Genomic DNA, 19,707 nt, shown 5'->3' with positions numbered 1-19,707 from the left:
TGATCGATCACTACATGTAGAGAGGCATCTCTAGTTCTAGTGACCGTCGAGCCGGACGACGCGCTCTCCCAGTCCCAGACGCTGCACGGTCCGGTACGGGAGAAGCCACAGCTTCCGCTCGGCGTCCCAGCGCCCGGCCGCGCGCTTGATCTGCCTAGCGAGGTGCTTCTCGCCCCACACCACCCGGACGCCTACTACCGTCCCCGGCCTCGGCACCCAGGCTCCCTCGTCCACGATCAACTCCACGGTCGTCATCCGCCGCTGCTGATCGGCGTCTTAGCGGTAGCGGACGCAGACGAGCCGGTCGGCGTAGCGGGCGGCGAAGCGCCGCGTTCCGGGCTGGCGGGGGCGGAGCGTCTGGCGGACCTTCATCGAGCGCAGCGAACATGACGGGACACGACGGCGGAGCGAGCCGGAAGCGCCTGAGAATACGGTGCAGGCGGCAAAGGTGCAAGCATGCGCACCGGGAAACAGCAAAGGGGCGCGGCGAAAGCCCTTGACGGGGGCGGCCGATAGTCCTATCGTTCCTCGTCTCGCCTCCGGTTCCATGCCCCGACGCTTCCGCCTCGCCTCCGCGCTCCTTGTGGTCGGCCTGCTGCTGCCCGCCCTCCCGGCGGCGGCCCAGTACCACTTCTACTTTGGGCGCAACAAGGTCCAGTACGACGCCTTCGACTGGCACGTCCTCCAGACGGACCACTTCGACATCTACTACTACCCCGAGATGCAGGCGCTCGCCGAGCACGGGGCGCACTTCGCCGAGGAGAGCTACGAGGAGCTCGAGAACCGCTTCAACTTCTCGCTCGGGCACCGCGTCCCGATGATCTTCTACTCGTCGAACCTCCACTTCAAGCAGACCAACGTCACGCCGGGCTTCATCCCCGACGGCGTCGGCGGGTTCTTCGAGTTCCTCAAAGGCCGCGTCGTGATCCCGGCCAACGGCAACCTCCACCGCTTCCGCCGGGTGATCCGGCACGAGCTGGTCCACGTCTTCACCTACTCCAAGCTGACGCGCGTGATGCGGGACCACCGCCGCCCGTTCACCGCGCCGCCGCCCTTGTGGTTCACCGAGGGCATCGCCGAGTACTGGAGCGGCGAGCCGGACTTCCAGCACGAGATGGTCCTCCGCGACGCCGTGGCGAGCAACTACTTCGTCCCGCTCGACGACCTCGACCGGATTTTCGGGACGTACCTGATGTACAAGGAGGGCGAGGCCGTCTGCCGCTTCATCGCCGAGACCTACGGCGAGGACAAGCTGCTCCGGCTCTTCGAGGAGATTTGGCGCGACCCCGACTTCCGCAAGGTGATGGAGCACGTCCTCCGGGAGGACTACCGCGCGATCGCGGACCGCTGGACGGCATGGGTCCACGCGCAGTACCTCCCGAAGCTCGACGAGGCCACGCCGCCGACGCTCGTCTCGGACGCCGTCGCCGCGCGCGGCTTCAACGGCAAGCCGACGTTCTTCCGCCACGCCGACGGCCGCCGCGAGATCGCCTTCGTCGCCAACCGCGACGGGTACACCAGCCTCTACGCCGTCGAGGTCGACGCGGCGGGGACGCCGACGGCCGAGCCCCGCGTGCTCGTCCGGGGCGAGCGGAACGCGCGCTTCGAGGCGTTCCACTTCTTCGAGAGCCAGCTCGACGTGAGCGGCTCAGGGCAGCTCGCCTTCGTCACCAAGAGCGGCGACGCCGACGTAGTCCACGTCTACGACCTCGCCCGAGACCAGATGGGGGAGACCTACCGCTTCCCCGGCCTCGTCGCGGTCTACTCGCCGTCGTGGGACCCGACTGGGACGCGCCTCGCCTTCACCGGCATCGAGCGCTCCGGCTTCTCGGACCTCTACACCTACGACACCCGCGCCGGTGCCCTCCGCAAGCTCACGAATGACACCTACGACGACCGCGACCCGGCGTGGAGCCCCGACGGCTCGGTGCTCGCCTTCTCGTCGGACCGCACCGAGTTCGGCGAGACGGGGCACTACAACCTCTTCACGCTCGACCTCGCCGGCGGCCAGGTCGAGTACGTCACGCGCGGGCCGCAGATGGACCTCGCCCCGGACTGGAGCCCCGACGGCGAGCGCCTCGTCTTCATCTCGTCGCGCCGCGAGGCCGACGGCAAGTTCAGCGGCCAGAACCTCTGGGTGGCCGACCTCACCGGCGACCGCCCCGTCGCCCTCGCCGACGCCTCGGGCCGCCCGCTGCCCACGGCTTCCCTGTCCGCGGCCTCGCAGCCGACGGCCTCGCCGGTCACCGGCCCGACCGTCACCCAGCTCACGGACTTCACCGGGGCCGCCTTCGACCCGGTCTGGACCGACGACGGCCGCCTGCTGTTCTCGACGCTCGAAGACTCGCGCTTCACGATCCGTCAGACCTCGGCCGACTCGCTGCTCGCCGCGCCGCGCCGCACGGCCCGCGTCGGGCTCGTCTACCGCGACGGTGCAGGCGAGACCGACGGCCCGCCCCGCGGCCCGTGGAGCTATGGCCGGCTCGAAGTCGAGGACCCCGAGCGCCGCCGGCCGTACCGCAAGAAGTACTCGCTCGACGCCGCCCAGGGCGCGCTCTCGACGAACCCCGTCTGGGGCACGAACGGCGGGGCCGTCCTCGCCTTCTCCGACCTCCTCGGCAACGACCAGATCTTCGTCTCGGCCTACTCGACGCGCGTGCCGGGCCGCTCGTTCGTCGACGGCCTCAACGCGTCGGTGACGCGGATCCACCTCGGGCGGCGGGCCAACTACGGCTACGGGGCCTACCGCTTCAGCGGCCAGCGCTTCGACCTCACCGACCCCGACGCGGTCAGCGAGTTCCCGGTCTTCTTCGAGGAGCTCGTCGGGGCCGTGGGCCTCGTGAGCTACCCGCTCTCGAAGTTCCAGCGCGTCGACGTCTCGACCTCGCTCAACTACAGCCGCAAGGAGATCCCCGTCGTGCAGGTCGACCGCGAGGCGGTGCTCCTCTCGAACGCACTCTCGGTGACGCACGACAACGCGCTCTACGGCTTCAACGGCCCGGTCGACGGCTGGAAGGCGACGGCGACGGCAGCCTACACGACCGACGTGCGCTTCTCGAACGTGAGTTACTACACGCTCCGCGCCGACCTCCGCCACTACCTCCGCATCGTCCCCGGCGTGACGTTCGCCTCGTGGGGGCTGGCGCAGACGAACGTCGGGCGCGAGGCGCGGCTGTTCCTGCTCGGCGGGAGCTGGGACCTGCGCGGCTTCCCGCTCTTCCGCGTCCGCGGCCAGCACATGTGGTTCACCTCGCACGAACTCCGCTTCCCGATCCTGGAGCGCCCGAGCGCCTACCTCCCGATCCTCGCGCCGTTCGGGATCGTGAACCTCCGCGGCGCGGCCTTCGCCGACGCGGCCCACGTCTGGAACGGCGGCTACAACGAGCGCCAGCCCCAGCTCTTCGCCGGGACCGACCTCGGCGCGCTCGGCCTCGGGCTGCGGATGAACATCTTCGGCGGCTTCGTCCTCCGCTACGACGTCGGCTGGCGCTTCACCGACGGCCTCGACTGGGACGAGCGCGACCCCTTCCGGCAGTTCTTCTTCGGCTACAACTTCTGACGTTGATGAGCGGAAGATCGAAAGAATGGAAGAGCGGAGGATGGGTGATGTCGAGGTTCAGCCTCGCGTACGCTTCTCTGCTTCCGCTCCTCCTTGCTTCCGTTCTCAGTTCCTGCGCCGTCTTTCAACTCGGCGAGCCACTGCGCCTCGGCGCGGACGACTGGGCGACCGAGGGCGGCACGGCAACGCGGAGCAACGCGACCGAGCAGCGCCTCGCGCTCCCGCTCGAAGCGGCCTGGCGCCACGACGCCGACGGGGCGTTCGGGCCGGCGGCGGCGCTCGCGGCCGACGGCCTGGTGATCGTGACGACGCGCAAGGGCGAGGTGCGGGCCGTGGACCTCGAGACGGGCCGCAAGAGGACCGGGGTCGACTTCCGCGAGCCGCTGGAAGGAACCGCCGTGCTGACCGGGCGGAGGTTCTACGCCACCGTGGCCGCCGGGAAGCGGACGATCCTCGGGTACGACTTCGTCAAGGGCGAGCGGGTGTGGAGCCTCCGCGCCGGGCCGCACGAGGCGGGGCTCCTGCTGGCGGAAACGCCGTCGGGCAACCTGCTCGTCGCCGCCGGGACCGACGGCACCGTCCGCGCCCTCGACCCGGCCGACGGCTCCGTGCGCTGGAGCGCCGTGCCTGACTCCGCCGCCGGCTTCTTCGCTACCCCCGCGCTGCTCGCGCCCGGCATGGTCGCGGTCGCCGACGACCGGGGCCGCGTGACGGCGCTCGACCTCGCGAGTGGCACTGTACGCTGGACTGAAGAACTCGGGGGGGCGGTCTACGAGACCCCCACCTCCAGCGGCGACCTGCTCCTCGTCCCCACGACCCAGGGCCGGCTCGTCGCGCTCGGCGCGGCCTCGGGCACGGCGGCCTGGACGGTCGAGGCTGGCAACGGTGAGGTACGGTTCAGCACGCCTGCGGCCGACAACGGGCTCGTCGTGGTCGGCGCGAGCGACGGCATCCTCCGCGCGCTCGACGCGGCCACGGGCACCGAGCGCTGGCGCTTCCGCGCCGACGGCAACTTCGGCTCGGCCCCGCTCCTCACGGCCGACGTCGTCTTCGCCGGCGCGTACGACGAGATGCTCTACGCCCTCGACCGCGCGACCGGCGAGGTCCTCTGGGACGCCGCCCTCGACGGCCGCGTCAAGACGACGCCGGTCCTCCACGACGGCACGCTCCTCGTCCTCGCCGAGCCGCGCCACATCCACGCCTTCCGGCCCGCCTCGCCGGTCGCCAGCACCGACGAACGATGACCCGTCTCCTCTGCCTTCTGATCGCACTGGCCCCGGCGGCTGCCCTCGCGCAGCCTGCTGACGCTAGCGCGTTCCTCCTTCCTGCACTGCCATCGACGGGCACGGTCATCGTCGAGACGAACCTACCGGACGGGATGCTCTACGACGGCGAAGCCCTACTCGGACCCGTGACGCCAGCAGGATTTGAGCTCGCGCCAGGCGCGCACCGCCTCGTGCTCCGCGAGGCCACCGCGGCGTCGTGGCAGCCCCGCTCGGCCGAGGCCGAGGTCGAGGTCCGCGCCGGTGAGACGACGAGGGTCCGGCTCGACGTGCCGCTCCGCTACCGGGTCGAGAGCTTCCCCTTCGGCGCGGCGGTCGTGCTAGAGCAGGAGGATGGGACAACCGAGCGCCTCGGCGAGACCCCGCTCGACCTCTTCGCCGACGAACCACTCGGCGGCACCCTCGTCGTTCGCAAGACCGGCTACACCGAGGTGCGCCAGGTGCCGGGCGATGCGCTCGACAACACCTACAGCGTCGTCCTCCGCCCGATCACGCTCGCCGAGGCTGGGGCCGGCGAGGTCACGCTCGCCGAGAGCCGGCGGCCCAACTACTGGATCGACGCGGCGGCGCTCGGCCTCGCGCTCGGCGCGGGCGCGCTCGCGGCCCACTTCAAGTTCAAGGGCGACCGGGAGTTCGACGAGTACGCTCGCTCCGGCGACCCGGCGCTGCGCGAGGACTTCGAGCGCTTCGACACCTACTCGGCCGTCGCCCTCGGCGCGATGCAAGTCGGGATCGGCGTCTTCGCGATCCGCCTCGTGCTGCGGTAGAGACGCTTGCAGTAGAGACGCGGGGAGGCGTCCGCTGCTGCTTGGCGCAGCCGGGGGAGGACGGCGCGCCCGGCGAGCACGCCCTACCTAGTGGCACTCCCGTCCCGCTGCAGGGCGATGGGTTCAGGGTGAGCGCGGTCGGTGCTCTACGTCAGGCGATGCGGTCGCGGATGGCCCCGGCGTAGGAGCGGCTGACGCGGACGCGTGCCCCGCCGTCGAGCGTGGCGACGTAGCCGCCGCTGCCGTCGCTCTCCAGGTGCCGCAGCGCGTCGACCGCGATCACGGTCGATCGGTGAACGCGGACGAACCGCGCCGGGTCGAGCTGCTCGGCGAGGGCCGAGAGCGTGAGGCCCGCCGTGTAGGTCTCGCCGGCGGCGTGCAGCGTCGTGTAGTCGCCCGCCGCCTCAACCCACTCCAGATCTGCGGTCCGCACCGGCACGATCCGGGTCCCGACGCGGAGAAACAGCCGGTCGGCGAACGGCGAGCGCGCGGCGTCGTGCGTGAGAAGCTGGGCGATCCGTTCGAGATCGTCCGACGGCGCGGCGGCGCGGAGCCGGTCGAGGGCGCGGTCGAGGGCGGCGCGGAGGCGCTCGGCGCTGTAGGGCTTGAGGAGGTAGTCGACCGCGCTAACCTCGAAGGCACCGAGGGCGTACTGGTCGTAGGCCGTCGAGAAGACGACGGCGGGGAGTGGGTCGCCGGCGGCGGCAAGCTGTTCGAGCACTTCGAACCCCGTCGCCCCCGGCATCTGCACGTCGAGAAAGACGAGGTCGGGCCGCTCGCGGCGCAGCACCTCGACGGCCTCGGTCCCGCTCGTCGCCTCGGCCACGATCTCGACCTCGGGCACGCCCGCGAGGTACTCCCGGACGAGCGCGCGCGCCGGCGGCTCGTCGTCGGCGATCACCGTGCGGACGGGATTCATACCGATGCCTCCGCCGGTTCGAGGATGGGGGGCGATTCGGCGACGGGTGCCGGGATGGCGAAGCGGACGCGAAAGCCTCCGTCCGACGGCGCGTCGATCTGCAGCCCGGCCGCCTCGCCGTAGCGCGTCCGCAGCCGCCGGTCGGTGTTGCGCAGCCCGACGCCCGCATCGAGCAGCGCGGCCGGGTCGAGGTCGGAGGCACCGGTGCCGTTGTCTTCGACGGTGATGCGGAGGTGCCCGCCGTCGCGGCGGGCGGTGAGGCGGACCGTACCGCCGCGCTCGGTTGGGGCGAGGCCGTGGCGGACGGCGTTCTCCAGGAGCGGCTGCACGACGAGCGGCGGCACCGGGACGGCGAGCGCGTCGGGCGCGACGGCGACCTCGACCCGGAGCCGGTCGGCGAAGCGGTGCTGCTCGATGGCGAGGTAGGCCTCGGCCGCTGCGACCTCCTCGGCGAGTGGGACCTCGGCCCGCTCCGAGGCGGCGAGCGCGTAGCGCAGCAGGTCGCCCAGCCCGACTACCATCGAGCGGGCGTCCTCGCGCCGCCCCGCGAGCGCGGCGTTGATCGAGTTGAGCGCGTTGAAGAGGAAGTGCGGGTTGAGCTGTGCCTTGAGCGCGGCCAGCTCCCGCTCCTGTGCGAGCGCAGCGAGGTCGCGCGCCTGCGCCTCGCGCGCGCGCAGCCGGTTCACCTCGCGCACCGTGTGCAGCACCGCCACGATCAGCACGTACTCCGTCAGCTTCGAGAACAGCCCCCACCGCCCGTCGACGAAGATGTCGGCGATGTCCAGGAGGTTCTCGCCCGTCATCGCGCCGACGACGAGCGCGTAGAGCGCGTACCACGCGACCGCAAACACGGGCGCGAGCACAAGGTGGGCTGCTAGCTTCCAGCCCCAGCCAGCACCGTCGAGGCCTCGGATCACGAGCGCCCACGCCCCGAGCATCAGCACGCCGACGAGCGCGTACTCGACGAGGGCGCCGACGATCGCGACGGGGTAGGGCGCGTCGTAGAACCCGTTGCTGCCGTCGAGCTGGGCGACGACGAGCCCACTCGCCACCGCGTAGAGCACCCCGAGGCCGGCGGCAATCGCCAGCCCTCGGGCGCTCAGGCGTGGCGGCGGCAGCGGGGGAGTCGGAGGGACGTCAGGCACGGGCTTGCTCGTCTGACTTGTGGACAGAAGAAAGCTCGGCGGCACCGAGGACGCGATACCGACTCTGGACTAGGCCGTTCGAGAACGCCCGCGTCTCGACGTGCTCCAGTCTTACATCTTCGGGTAGACTGCCGAACAGCGGGGTGCCAGAGCCGATCAGGACAGGTGCCCGCGTGACGATCAACTCCTGAACCAGTCCGGCGCGCAGGAAACGCTGAACGGTCACACCTCCATCCACGTAGACGCTCTCCGTACCGGTCGATCCGAGGTGCCGGAGAAGCGCTTCGGGTTCGAGCGCGAGCACTTCGATCTCCGACTCCAGTTCCTCGGGCACTAGTGGCGACCCGCTGCTCAGGACGACAACTCGCTTGCCGCTGTACGGCCACGCGCCGAACGTGAGGACCTTCTCGAACGTCTTGCGGCCCATGACGAGGGTATCGATGGAGGCCATGAAGTCGGCGTACCCGTGGTCACCCTCGTCGCTCTCGCCGTGACCGTGAAGCCAGTCCAGGCTTCCGTCCTCGCGGGCGATGTACCCGTCAACGCTGACGGCGATGAAGACGGAGGCTCTGGGCACGGACATGTCGGGCACGAGGTAGGTCAGTGCGCGCTCAGTTGGAGGCGAGGCCGGGGAGGAGGTCGTAGCGCACCCACCCGTAGTTCGGGTTGATCTCCAGCGCCCGCTCGAAGGCAGCGCGGGCCTCGTCTGTCCGGTCGAAGCTGTCGAGCGCGATGCCCTGCCAGGCGTAGGCCTCGTCGTGGCCCCAGCCGGGGAGGAGCGGGTCGCGGTCGGTCTCGGCCTCGTAGAGCGCGGCGGCGCGCTCGAAGCCTTCGAGGGCGCGCTCGCGGCTGCCGCCCCACATCTTCGGGGTGAAGTAGAGCGACTGCGCCTCGGTGAAGACGACGCGCGGGTTGTCCGGCCCGAGCTGCTTAGCCTTGTCCATCGTCCGGCTGACCTTCGGCCCGAGGAACATCGTCAGCATCGGCTTGAGCCCGAGCTTCTGGCCGTAGGTGCTGGAGAGGAGCGCGTGCGACTCGGGGAGCGCCGGGTCGCGCTCGATCGAGGCTTCGAGGTGTTCGATGGCGTTGTCCACGAGCTCGACCATGCGCTCTTTCTCCGTCTCACGGTCGAGGAGAACCTGCGCCCGGATGTTGGTCAGGGCGACGTAGTAGTGGGCGAGGGCCGCGAGGCGGTCGTCGTCGGTTCCGGTGGCGCGTTCGAAGGCGGCGCGGGCGCGGAGGATCGACTCTTCGCTGCCCGCATCGAGGCCCTGCTGGAGCACCTGCTTGGCGTCGAGTATGAGCGCGGCGGCGTCCTGCGCGTAGGTCGCAGGTACGAGCGCGGCGAGGAAGACGAGGATCGAGAGAAAGCGTGTCATGGGTTCGGAGGTTGAAGGTACGGGGTTGGAGGAGAGACGGCGTGCGGATACGGAGGTAGACGCGGAGCGTCAGCGAACGAGCGACAGGCTGACGCCTGCGAAGACGAAGCGGTCGTAGCTGGTCGCGCGCGGCGTGCGGGTGCTGTAGTCGAGTGCGTAGTCGTAGCCGAGCGTGTTGGCCCGCCCGAGCACGTTCCCGACCGAGACGAAGAAGGTGGCGCTGTGCCCATCGCCGAACGGCTGGTACCACGACGCGTTGAGGTCCACGCGGACGAACGCCGGCAGACGCTCGCTCCCGACCGGCCCCTCGATGGGGAGGTAGTAGGGAGCCTCGTCCGCGCTCGGCGGGACGGCATCCACGACCGGCGTGTGCGGGCGGCCCGAGGCGGCGCGCAGCGAGGTGCCGACAGCGAGGAACCGCCACACCCGCGCCTTGCCGACGACGGTCAGGTGGTGCGTCGCCTCAAACGGGGCCGGCCCGTCGCCGAGCGCGACGGTGCCACCGAGCGAGCGCGTCTGGGTGCGGCGCGTCTGGAGGAAGCTGTACGACGCCCAGCCGTCGACCCGCGTCAGCAGGAACGCGCCGTACTTGGCGAAGAGGTCGACTCCGCGCGCCCAGCCGGTGCCTGCGTTTTCGTAGCGGCCGCCCGGCACCCCGACAGCGGGGGCGCGGACGACAAGCCGGTCGTAGTCTTTGAGGTAGGCTTCGGCACGGAGGAGCGTGTGGTCGCGCTCGTACTCGGCCGAGGCGATGAGGTGGGTGGCGTGCTGCGGCCCGAGGGCGGCGTTGCCGCTCTCACCGCCGAACTGCTCCGGCGCGGGGAACTGGCTGTAGCGGCCCGTAGCGAGGCGGAGGCTCGCGTGCTTCCCGACGAGATAGCGCAGCGCGAAGCGCGGGTCGACCGTGGCGGCATCGGCCACGGAGTGCCCGTCGGTGCGGACGCCGGCCTGGAGGAAGAGCCGCCGGGCGAGCTGGGCCTCGACGAGACCGTAGCCGCCGGCCCGCGTCACCGCGTAGCGTTCGCGGAGCGTGGTCGTCTCGGCCTCGGGGTCGAGCACGTCGCCGAGGACCGGGACCGATCCGCCGAAGCGGGCTACGGCCCGGCTCGCGGTCGCGCCCACGGCAAGGCGGAGGCGGCGCGAGAGGTCGCGCTCGGCATCGAGCCGGAGGCCGAGGTGTTCGTCGGCTGTCTCCAGGTCGAGGTTGCCGAAGCGACGCGTGCTGGTGAACGACCCCGCCGAGGCGTTGGCTTTGAGGAGCCAGCCGGCGCGGAGGTCCTGCCAGGAGAGAACGTGGAGCCGGTTTCGCTCGCGCGCCCGGTAGACACCCTCGAACGACGGCTGCGGCTCGCGCGCCCCGACGCGGGTGCCGGTGCCATAGCTGAACAGCTTGACCCGGCCCGCCGGCGCGTAGCGGTACGACAGGCTCAGGTTGACGTCCCGGCTCTCCGGCGCTTCGACGAAGTCCCCGCCCATGCCGTTGACGCCGAACAGCAGCCCCGTCGACGAGCGGTTGCCTGAGAACCGCACCCCGAGTCGCCCGTCGAGTAGGCGCTTGTCGACGCCGAGCGAGACGCCGGCCAGGCCCGCACTTGCGTTGAGGGCGTCGCGCTGCGGCTCGTCGAGGGTTTCGAGCGCGAGGACCCCGGAGAGGGCGTTGCCGTAGCGCGCCGAGAAGCCGCCGGCCGAGAACGCCGTCCCCTTGAGGAAAAACGGCGGGATCGACCCGAAGACGCCGCCCGTCGGCGACTCGTAGCGGTACGGGTGCTGGAGCCGCGCCCCGTCGAGGAGGACGGCCGTCTCGCCCACGTCGCCGCCGCGCACGAAGAGGCCCGCGCCCTCGTCGACCGTCGTCACGCCGGGAAGCGTCTGGACGGCGCGGAACACGTCGGCGGCGGCACCGGGCGTGGTGAGGATGTCGAGCGGGCGGAACGTGGCGCGCTCGGCGTCGCCGCTCGAAAAGCCGCTCGCCTCGACGACCGCCTCGCCGAGCGTGGCCAGCGTCTCGGGCAGGCGGAGGGTCACGCGGACCGTGTCGCCCGCAGCGAGCACGACGCGCGCGGCGGCATCCTCATGCCCGAGGAGCGTCGCCCGGACGGTCTGTTCGCCTGTCTGCGTCGCGGCAAACGCGAAGCGCCCGTCGCCGTCCGTCACGCTGCCGGCCATCGACCCGTCGAGCCAGACGTTGACGAGCGGGAGCCTCTGCCCGTCGCCGTCCACGGCCCGGCCGGTCACGACGGCGGGCTGCGCGGCAGCGGAGCACGAGACGAGGAAGAAGAGGACGAGCGAGCGGGTCAGGTTGGACCAATGCGCGGCTTTGTCGCAGCATGCCTCTCCCGTACAGCCGTCATCCCCGCGCAGAGCCTGTCCCCGCGAAGGCGTGGGACGGGGATCCACCGGTTCGGCCGCACCTCTGAATCCCGGATCGGGGTCCGGGATGACAAGATGTTGGAGAGCAGGGTGGTTTGGAGTTCGAGGCGAGCGCATCGGACTATGGCTGTGAGTTCGGTTCGGTCTACTGGTCCTGCGGTGCCAGGTTGGGGCGAAATCGACGAGCCGCGTCAGGAGTCGGTGAGTCGCGGCTGCGTCCGGCGGGCCGAAACGTGGACCGGCGACGGGCGTAGCTTCTACGTCCCTACTCGATACCTCACGCACCTCCCGCCGACGCATGCTCGACCGCCTCGACCACGACCTCAAAGACGCCATGCGGGCCAAGGACAAGACCCGGCTCCTCGCCCTTCGCGCGATCCGCTCCGCCGTCATCGAAAAGCAGAAAGACGGCTCCGGCTCACTCACCGACGACGACCTCGTCGCCATCGTCCAGAAGCAGGCCAAGCAGCGCCGCGACGCGATGCAGCAGTACGAAGACGCCGGCCGCGACGACCTCGCCCAACGCGAGCGCGACGAACTGACCATCATCGCTGAGTACCTCCCTGCCCAACTCACCGACGAGGACATCCAGCGCGTCGTCCACGAGATCGTCGCCCGCACCGGCGCGACGACGATGAAGGACATGGGCCGCGTGATGGGCGAGGCGATGAGCGCGCTTAAGGGCAAGGCCGACGGCAACCGCGTCCGCGTCGCCGTGCAGGAGTTGCTGAGCGCGTGATGCTGGCGTGTGACCCCCCGCTTTTGCGTTCGCGGTCGTTTCCGCGCGTCCACTTCGGTGGTCTCGCTCTCGCCGGATTCCATTCCTCGAACACCGGTCATCCCGGACCCCGATCCGGGATCCACCGGCCAGCATACCTGTGGGTCCCCGCCTGCGCGGGGATGACGAGTGTCGGGGCTTGGAGCGGGACTTCACCTACAATCGAGGCGCACTGCTAATGTCCGCCGGCACCCTCGATCTGGCCCTCGCTGGACTGATCGCGCTCGGCGTGTGGCGCGGCGTGCGTGCCGGTGCGCTTAGCCAACTCGTCGGTACCGTCGGCCTCGTCGTCGCGCTGTGGCTCGCGGCGGGGGCGATGGGTCCGGTGGGCGACCTCGTCGTGGCGAGCCTCGGGCTGTCGGATCGGCTCGCGCCGGTGCTCGGGTTCGGGGTTACCTTCGCGGCGGTGCTCAGCGCGCTCACCTTCGCCGCCTTTCTCGTTCGCAGGGCGCTCGCGCTCCTCAAGCTCGGCGCGGTCGACAAACTGGCCGGGGCCGGGTTCGGCGGGCTGCGCGCCGCGCTCGTCCTGAGCGTGCTCCTCCTCGTCACGAGCGCCGTCGCCCTCCCCGGCGGCGCGCCGCTCCTCGTCGGCGAAGAGACGCGGGAGCAGTCGGTCCTCTACGCCCCCGTCCAGACCCTGGCCCCGAGCGCGTGGGACCTCTTCTGTGCCCTCGCCCCCGGCCTGCAAGACACCCTCCTCGACAAGTTCGACGATGATGACTGACGACCTGTGAGTCCCATTCGTCACTCGTCGTTCGTCACTCGACATGGTTCCCGTTTCCCTCAGGCTCCGCAACTTTCTCTCGTACGGCACCGACGCCGAGCCGCTCGACTTCGAGCAGTTCCACGTCGCGTGCCTCTCGGGCGGCAACGGGCAGGGCAAGTCGGCGCTGCTCGACGCCATCACCTGGGCCGTCTGGGGCGAGGCGCGGAAGTCGAGCGATGCCCGCAAGCCCGACGAAGACCTCCTCCGCATCGGCACGCGCGACATGCAGGTCGAGCTCGTCTTCGACCTCGAAGGCGGGCGCTACCGCGTCGTGCGCTCGTTCCAGCGCTCGGCCTCCGGCAAGACCTCGAAGCCGGGGCTGGAGTTTCAGGCGTGGGACGGCACCGACTTCCGGGCGCTCACTGAGGGTTCGGTCAAGGACACGCAGGCCGTCATCACCGACACGCTCGGGCTGGACTACGAGACGTTCATCAACTCGGCGTTCCTGCTCCAGGGGCGGAGCGACGAGTTCACCAAGAAGAAATCCGGCGAGCGCAAGGAGATCCTCGGCCGGATCCTCGGGCTGGACCGCTACGAGAAATACGCCGCCGTCGCGCGCGGCCGGCTGTCGGAGGCGACCGAGCGTGGCAAGCGGGCCGACCTGGAGATCGAGCGGCTGACGGGGGCGCTCGAAGACGAGGGGCGGTGGAAGGAGGAGGGTGCGGAGCTTGAATCTGTTATTGCAAAACTAAAACAAGACCAGGCCGACGCCGACACCGAGGGCAAGCGCCTCACCGAGCGCCTCGCGGAACTCGACAGCCTAGCCCAGACTGTCGAAGGCCAGCAGGCCCGCCTCGCCCGCCTCGCCGCACGCCGCCAGGAACTCGACCGCGAGCGGACCGACCTCGCCGGGCGGATCACGCAGGCCGAGACGCTGATCGCGCAGCGCGACGCCATCGAGCGCGACTACGAGCGGTGGACCGCGCTCGACAAGGAGTACCGCGACCTCAGCCAGAAAGCCGACCTCTGGCGCGGGGTCGAGAAGCAGCTAAACGAGAAGAAGCTGGAGCTGGAGCGGCAGCGGATGGACCACGAGAAGCGCCTCGGCAAACTCGACGCCGAGGTGCAAGCCGACCGGAAGGCGCACGCCGAGGCCGAGCGTCGCCTCCTCGAACGGCCCATCGCCGAGCGCGGACTGGATGCGGCCCGCACCGCCGAGCGCGAGCTTGAAGCCCTGCGTGCCCGCCGCACCGAGCGGCAGGCGTTCGAGGCCCGCATCACGGCGCTCGACAAGTCGCTGGCGAGCGAGCGGGGGGCGCTCCAGGCCAGCATCCGCAGCCTGCGCGAGCAGATCAAGTCGGCCAGCGTCCACGCCCAAGCCCTGCCCGGTCTGAAGCAGCAGGCGTCGGACCTGGAGCAGCGCGTCGCCACAGTCGAGTCGGTGAAGGCCGAGCAGGCGACCGTGCGCGAGCAGGGGAGCGGCGTCAAGGCCGAGATCGACGGGCTGCAGCGCGAGATCGAGCGCCTGCGGGGCGAGGTGAAACGGGTGGACGAGAAGGCCGAGCGGATGCGAGCCCTCGACACCGAGACGTGCCCGACCTGCGGGACCGACCTCACGCCCGAGCACCGCCGGACTGTCGGGCAGACCTATGCCGAAGAAAAGGCTGCGCTCGCAGCCGGGATCGCCCGCGTCGAGGGCGAGGTGCAGCAGCGGCAGGAGCAGCGCGCCGGCCTGCTCCGCCGCTTTGCCGACCTCAAGGCACGGATCGAGCAGCAGAACGGCGTGGCCGACACCCTCGCCGCGGTGCAGGGCCGGATCGCCACCGCCGAGGAGGCCGTCGCCGACCTCGCCGCGCGGCGGACCCGCGCCGACGACCTCGACCGGCAGCTTCGGGACGACGCCTTCAGCCCCGCCCTCCGCGCCGAGCGGACCGACCTCGAAGACAGGCTCCGCGAGCTTCCGTTCGACCCCGAGCGGTTCGAGCAGGTGCAGGCCGAGGCCGCGCAGCGCGCCCGCCACGAAGCCACGCTGCGCGACCTGGGCGAGGTCGAGGGGCGGCGCGACACGCTCGCGCAGAAGATCGAAGCCGGACAGCGCGAGGAAGCAGCGCTCCGCGAGCAGCTCGCCTCGGGCGAGGCCTTCGCGCCGGTCCAGCGGCAGATCGACGCGCTCCAGCAGCAGCTCGGCACGCTCGGCTACGACGCCGCCCGCCACGACGCCGTCCGCCGCGACCGCGACGCCCTCGCCGAGGCACCCGACCGCCGCTCGGCGCTCCTCAACGCCCGCGACCGGCTCGCCGACTGGACCGCCCGTCGTACCCAGATTGCCGACGAAGTCGCCCAGAACGACGAAGACACCGGTGCGCTCCGCGCCGCCGTCGAGGCCGCGCAGTCGGGCCTCGCTGCCCGCGCCGACCTCGCCGAGCAGCAGCGTACCCACACCGAGCGCCGCGCCGGGCTCGCCACCCGCCTCAGCGACGCCCAGGCCCGCCTCGGCGGCATCCGCGAGCGCCTGGAGCGCGCCGCCCGCGACCGCGACGCGCTCAAGGCCGTCCGCGCCGAGCACCGCGACGCCATGCGGGACCGCACGCTCTACCGCCACCTCCGCGACGCCTTCGGCAAGAACGGCATCCCGGCGCTTATCATCGAGGAGACCCTGCCCGAGATCGAGGACCGGGCGAACGCGCTCCTCGACCGCCTCGCCAAAGGTCGCACCCGCGTCACGCTGGAGACGCTGAAGGACAAAAAGACCGGCGGGACGAAAGAGACGCTCGACATCAAGATCACCGACGCCGGCGGCGTGCCGCGCCCCTACGAGACCTTCTCCGGCGGCGAGGCCTTCCGGGTCAACTTCGCGCTCCGCATCGCCCTCGCACAACTGCTGGCCGAGCGCAGCGGCGTCCGCATCCGCACGCTCGTCGTCGACGAGGGCTTCGGGACGCAGGACAAGCAGGGCATCGAGCGTCTCGTCGAGGCCATCCAGGCCATCCGCGAGGACTTCGACAAGATCCTCGTCATCACCCACCTCGACGAGCTAAAGGAGGCGTTCCCCGTCCGCATTGAGGTCAAGAAAGACCCCGTCGACGGCTCCGGCTACGACGTGATCGGCGTCTGAGGGCTACGCGGTGCTCGCCCTCCCGGCGGACTCACTCAGTTTCTTGGGAGAAATACCCGTTCTCGCGTACGTCGGTCAGTAGGTCGGCCTCCTGTGGCTGCCAACCGGCCCACTCGCGCGTGAGGGCGCTGGAGATGGGGTTGTCGATCTGCACGAAGCCTGCCAGCCAACCGAAATGGCTGGGGGCCTCGCTGGCCGGAATCGCGCGCACCGGGACGCCTAGCCCCTCGCCGATGACCTCAGCGATCCGGCGCATCGGGATGCCTTCCTCGGCCACGCCGTGCAGCACGGTCCCCGGCTCAGCCTTCTCGAAGGCCAGGCGGAAGAGCCGCGCGGCGTCGAGGCGATGCACCGCCGGCCAGCGGTTCTCGCCTTCCCCGACGAAGGCGGAGACGCCGGTCTGGCGCGCGGCCTCGATGAGCGCCGGCACGAAGGCGGTGTCGCCGGGGCCGTGCACGGAGGGGGGGAGGCGCACCACGCTCGCGCGGACGCCGCGCCGGGCCGCCGGCAACGCCGCCTCCGAAGCCGCACGCACAGACCCTGGGTTGTTCGGGTCCGGCGCATCTTCTTCCGTGCCGAGCCGGCCAGGGGCAAGCACCGTCGTGGCCGAGGTCGCCACGAACGGCTTGCCCGATCCTTCGAGCGCGTCGGCTATCGCCTCAACGGCGCGCCGGTCGATCCGGTTGTTCTCCTCGTACCGGGAGAAATCGTGGATGAACGCCGTGTGGATGACGCCGTCGGCAGCCCGAGCGCCGGCGGCGAGGCTGGCGGGGTCTGTCAGGTCGCCGCGGTGTACGCCGATGCCTCGCTGGCGGAGGGTCTCGGCGGCTGCATCACTGCGGGCGAGGCCAGTCACCTCGTAGCCGTCGTCCAGGAGGCGGCGTGTGATGGCGGAGCCGATGAAGCCGGTGGCACCGGTCACGAAAACACGCGCTGTGGGGATTGCGGAGGTAGTCTCTTGCGTAGGCATAGGGGGGCGATGTTGAAGCGGAGAACGGCCAAATGCCGCCTGGCGTCCGGTTCTGCCGAGGCAGCGTGGGGATACAACCGGACCGGCACGCGAGCGGATGACCCAGAATCACGCAATTCTTGCCTGATCTTACTTATCTGCTTTCGTGGCCGCTCCGGCCGCGGCACAGTAAACGAACTTGCAGAGTCCCAAGATGCAGCAGTGTCGTGCGCGACAGCGAGGCAGTATCTATCGGAGTTCGAGTTTCGGAGACAAGCGATATGGCTATGAACAGTAGCACGACGGACCCTAGCCTGGCAACGCAACGGGCAGAGTTGGCCAGCCTCATTGCACGATTTGCCTCTGCTGAGGGTAGCCACGCTACGACCATCGAGCCGCTGAAGCTGATCCGGTACGCGCGGCCCACTCGTCCGCTACACCTGCAACAGGGCGTGGCGCTCTGGATCCTGGCGCAGGGCCGGAAAGAACTCGTCCTGGCCGAGGAGACGTTCGCGCACGGCCCCGCCGAGTGCCTCGTGGTGTCGTTCGAACTCCCGGTCATCGTGCGGGTGCTCGAAGCAAGCCCTGATGCGCCGTGCTTAGGCTTAGCGCTCGCGCTGAACCCGGCCGAGGTAGCGGCGGCGACGGCAAAGCACGGCCTGGAAGAGGCTACGCTCAGCGGCTCCGAGTTGGATCGCGGCGTGTCTATCCGTCCGGTCACCCACACGCTGCTCGATGCGACCGTGCGCCTGGTGCGGCTCCTTCAATCTCCTCGCGACGCCGGTGCGCTTGTGCCGTTGGTGCTCGAAGAAGTCCAGTACCGGCTCTTGACAGGGCCGCACGGCGCACTCGCACGGCAGATCGCCAGGGCCAACCCACGGCTCCAGGCCGTCGCGCAGGCAATCGCGTGGCTCAAGGCGAACTACGCCGAGCGGTACGATCTGAAGGCGCTCACGCGCGAGGTGGGCCTGAGCGCCTCGGCGCTGCATCGCCACTTCAAGGCCGTGACGGCGATGACGCCGCTCCAGTACCAGAAAGAACTGCGATTGCGCGAGGCGCGCGCGCAGATGCTGGGCGAGGGCCTGACCGCTGCGACGGCTGGGTACCGCGTGGGCTACGCCAGCCCGTCCCAATTCAGCCGCGAATACAGGCGCCTCTTCGGTGCCCCTCCCACCCGCGATATCGCTCGGCTAAGGGCGAATCGCGAGAAGGCAGTGACCGGTAACTGAGCTTCGGGGCAGCGCAACGTAACTCGCCTGACGGACTACAGTAAAACGTTGCCAAGTTGCGCAAGAGGTATTTCTGCGCTATCACGTTGAGGCATCCTACAACATCCGGCCCGTCGAACCGTCCGCATCGAGGTCAGGAAAGACCCCGTTGACGGCTCCGGCTACGACGTGATCGGCGTCTGGCAGGGAAGCGCTCAAGTGCATGGGGCAATCGGGGTGGCTCAGGTCGACTTTGTTACCCTACGGTCCGCACCCCGGGCCTGCGACAAGAGTCTTCCCGCGAGCCGCCGTACGGCCTCCTGGTTTGCTTCGTCGTGGATGAAGGGGGCGTGCTCGAACGGTCCGGTCCTGCTGGCGAACCCAGACGCCGGGAGCGAGCGGTCGAGAAGTAGCCGGACGATGTCGGCGGCAGCGTCTCCTGGAGGACGGGTCTCGGCCCAGAACAGAGGACGCATGAGGCGGCGCACGAGCGGGGGCAGTTCTCGGCGGATCTCCGTATCCACCGCCCCCGGCCCGTAGCCCCACACTGAGGTGCCGCGCCGGGCGAGGTCCGCCGCCCACAGGTCGTTGGTGAGTTGGGCCTGGCCGTGAGCCGCCATGCCGGTCCCGAGGTCGGCAGGCTCAGATGGGACTGCTCCGAAACGACTTGGGAGGCGTCCGCTCTCGGCTGCGGCGACGTTGACGACGCGGGCTCCGTCCGCGAGAGCGACGCTCTCGTTCGTGGCGACGCGCGCGAGCCACGACGTGGAGATGTTCTCGTCGATCCCTTCGGCCGTCGGCCGTGACGCTGGCTTGAGCGTGCCGACCGCGTGAACGATGGCCGAGAACCCTTCCGTCCCAGCGAGCGTGCTGGCCTCCGCTGCTAGCCGGTCGGCCTCGGCTACGAGCGAGAGGTCGCCCGTGAGGACGGTGACCTGGCCCGGTAAGCTGCCAGCACGGCGCTCGACAGCGCGAGCCTTCGCCTCGCTCCGCCCCAGCCCGACGACGCGCCAGCCCCGCTCTGCGAGCTGGGTGGCGACCTCGGCCCCGATCCCGCCCGTTGCCCCCGTCACGAAGGCAGCTTTGGGCTCCGGTACCTCGCGCTCGGCGTAGGCCTCGCGTCCCCATCCCCACGACGGCCGGGTTCCATGCTCGACGGCCACAACAGCCGCCAAGAACGTCAGAACGTGCATCAGTTCGAGAACGAGGACGTCGGCAGCTCCCGCCCCTTCCAGTCCAGTGAGTGGCGTTGCGAACGAGAGGAGCAGGACCACGAACGCGACCCCGAAGAACACCCACCGCGCCCGCGACCGCTGGAAGACGACGCCGAGCCCGGCCCGGAGGAGCCCAGCCCCGGCCACGCCCCCCACGCTCGCCACGACGACGGGCGCGAGCGTCAGGGGCTGTCCGGCGGAGATGGCGACTACGCCGGGGCCGAACCCGCCGAGCGCGGAGGCTATGGCGAAGAGGAGAGCGTTGATGAAGGCAGCGAAGACCGCGCCGGTGAGGACGAAGAGGATGAGCTTCAT

15 protein-coding genes are annotated in these 19,707 nt (G+C 70.4%); 7 read left to right on the top strand and 8 right to left on the bottom strand.

Going from position 1 to position 19,707, the window contains the following annotated elements; genetic code table 11:
- Nucleotides 1-36: 36 nt before the first annotated feature.
- Complete coding sequence (locus tag AAGI91_05045) at nt 37-255, bottom strand: hypothetical protein (protein ID MEM1041977.1); 219 nt, start codon at nt 253-255, stop codon at nt 37-39.
- Nucleotides 256-547: 292 nt separating this feature from the next.
- On the opposite strand from AAGI91_05045, the gene AAGI91_05040 reads away from it, so the two are divergent.
- From AAGI91_05040 to AAGI91_05030, 3 genes are read left to right on the top strand one after another with little or no spacing between them, the layout of a single operon-like run.
- A complete protein-coding gene (locus AAGI91_05040) occupies nt 548-3,559 on the top strand; it encodes a BamA/TamA family outer membrane protein (protein MEM1041976.1) in 3,012 nt (1,003 codons plus the stop codon).
- A gap of 5 nt (nt 3,560-3,564) precedes the next feature.
- Complete coding sequence (locus tag AAGI91_05035) at nt 3,565-4,803, top strand: PQQ-binding-like beta-propeller repeat protein (protein MEM1041975.1); 1,239 nt, start codon at nt 3,565-3,567, stop codon at nt 4,801-4,803.
- Nucleotides 4,800-5,609 (top strand): hypothetical protein, encoded by an 810-nt coding sequence (locus tag AAGI91_05030; protein ID MEM1041974.1) that lies wholly within the window; start codon nt 4,800-4,802, stop codon nt 5,607-5,609. The genes AAGI91_05035 and AAGI91_05030 overlap by 4 nt, the downstream gene beginning before the upstream one ends.
- 151 nt (nt 5,610-5,760) lie before the next feature.
- Here the strand turns inward: AAGI91_05030 and AAGI91_05025 are convergent, their stop codons facing one another.
- From AAGI91_05025 to AAGI91_05005, 5 genes are all read right to left on the bottom strand, one after another.
- The gene (locus AAGI91_05025) at nt 5,761-6,528 is read right to left on the bottom strand and encodes a LytTR family DNA-binding domain-containing protein (protein ID MEM1041973.1); all 768 of its coding nucleotides are present in this window, start codon (nt 6,526-6,528) and stop codon (nt 5,761-5,763) included.
- The gene (locus AAGI91_05020) at nt 6,525-7,673 is read right to left on the bottom strand and encodes a histidine kinase (GenBank protein MEM1041972.1); all 1,149 of its coding nucleotides are present in this window, start codon (nt 7,671-7,673) and stop codon (nt 6,525-6,527) included. The genes AAGI91_05025 and AAGI91_05020 overlap by 4 nt, the downstream gene beginning before the upstream one ends.
- A complete protein-coding gene (locus AAGI91_05015) occupies nt 7,666-8,256 on the bottom strand; it encodes a dihydrofolate reductase family protein (protein ID MEM1041971.1) in 591 nt (196 codons plus the stop codon). Before AAGI91_05015 ends, AAGI91_05020 begins: the two co-directional genes overlap by 8 nt.
- 28 nt (nt 8,257-8,284) lie before the next feature.
- Nucleotides 8,285-9,052: a tetratricopeptide repeat protein gene (locus AAGI91_05010; protein ID MEM1041970.1), complete on the bottom strand. Its 768-nt coding sequence runs from the start codon at nt 9,050-9,052 to the stop codon at nt 8,285-8,287.
- A 69-nt stretch (nt 9,053-9,121) separates the two neighbouring features.
- Nucleotides 9,122-11,449 carry a TonB-dependent receptor gene (locus tag AAGI91_05005; GenBank protein ID MEM1041969.1) on the bottom strand — a complete coding sequence of 776 codons (2,328 nt, stop codon included), beginning with the start codon at nt 11,447-11,449 and terminating at the stop codon, nt 9,122-9,124.
- A 271-nt stretch (nt 11,450-11,720) separates the two neighbouring features.
- On the opposite strand from AAGI91_05005, the gene AAGI91_05000 reads away from it, so the two are divergent.
- The 3 genes from AAGI91_05000 (at nt 11,721) to AAGI91_04990 (ending at nt 16,021) form a co-directional block, all read left to right on the top strand.
- Nucleotides 11,721-12,161, top strand: a complete 441-nt coding sequence (locus AAGI91_05000; GenBank protein MEM1041968.1) for a GatB/YqeY domain-containing protein — start codon at nt 11,721-11,723, stop codon at nt 12,159-12,161.
- A gap of 217 nt (nt 12,162-12,378) precedes the next feature.
- On the top strand, nt 12,379-12,924 hold the full coding sequence (locus AAGI91_04995) for a CvpA family protein (protein MEM1041967.1): 546 nt from the start codon (nt 12,379-12,381) through the stop codon (nt 12,922-12,924).
- A 43-nt stretch (nt 12,925-12,967) separates the two neighbouring features.
- Nucleotides 12,968-16,021, top strand: coding sequence for an SMC family ATPase (locus AAGI91_04990; protein MEM1041966.1), 3,054 nt, complete (start codon nt 12,968-12,970; stop codon nt 16,019-16,021).
- Nucleotides 16,022-16,052: 31 nt separating this feature from the next.
- On the opposite strand, the gene AAGI91_04985 is transcribed toward AAGI91_04990, so the two are convergent.
- Nucleotides 16,053-16,991, bottom strand: a complete 939-nt coding sequence (locus AAGI91_04985; GenBank protein ID MEM1041965.1) for an SDR family oxidoreductase — start codon at nt 16,989-16,991, stop codon at nt 16,053-16,055.
- Between the two features lie 260 nt (nt 16,992-17,251).
- Here AAGI91_04985 and AAGI91_04980 point away from each other — a divergent pair, with 260 nt between their 5' ends.
- Complete coding sequence (locus AAGI91_04980; GenBank protein MEM1041964.1) at nt 17,252-18,199, top strand: AraC family transcriptional regulator; 948 nt, start codon at nt 17,252-17,254, stop codon at nt 18,197-18,199.
- Between the two features lie 221 nt (nt 18,200-18,420).
- Here the strand turns inward: AAGI91_04980 and AAGI91_04975 are convergent, their stop codons facing one another.
- Entirely contained in the window at nt 18,421-19,707 is a 1,287-nt protein-coding gene (locus tag AAGI91_04975; GenBank protein MEM1041963.1) for an SDR family NAD(P)-dependent oxidoreductase, read from the bottom strand.

This window comes from Bacteroidota bacterium, from assembly GCA_038746285.1.
GTDB lineage: Bacteria > Bacteroidota > Rhodothermia > Rhodothermales > JANQRZ01 > JANQRZ01.
Note: the sequence above shows the minus strand (reverse complement) of the source record. Positions and strands in the feature narration are given on the sequence as shown.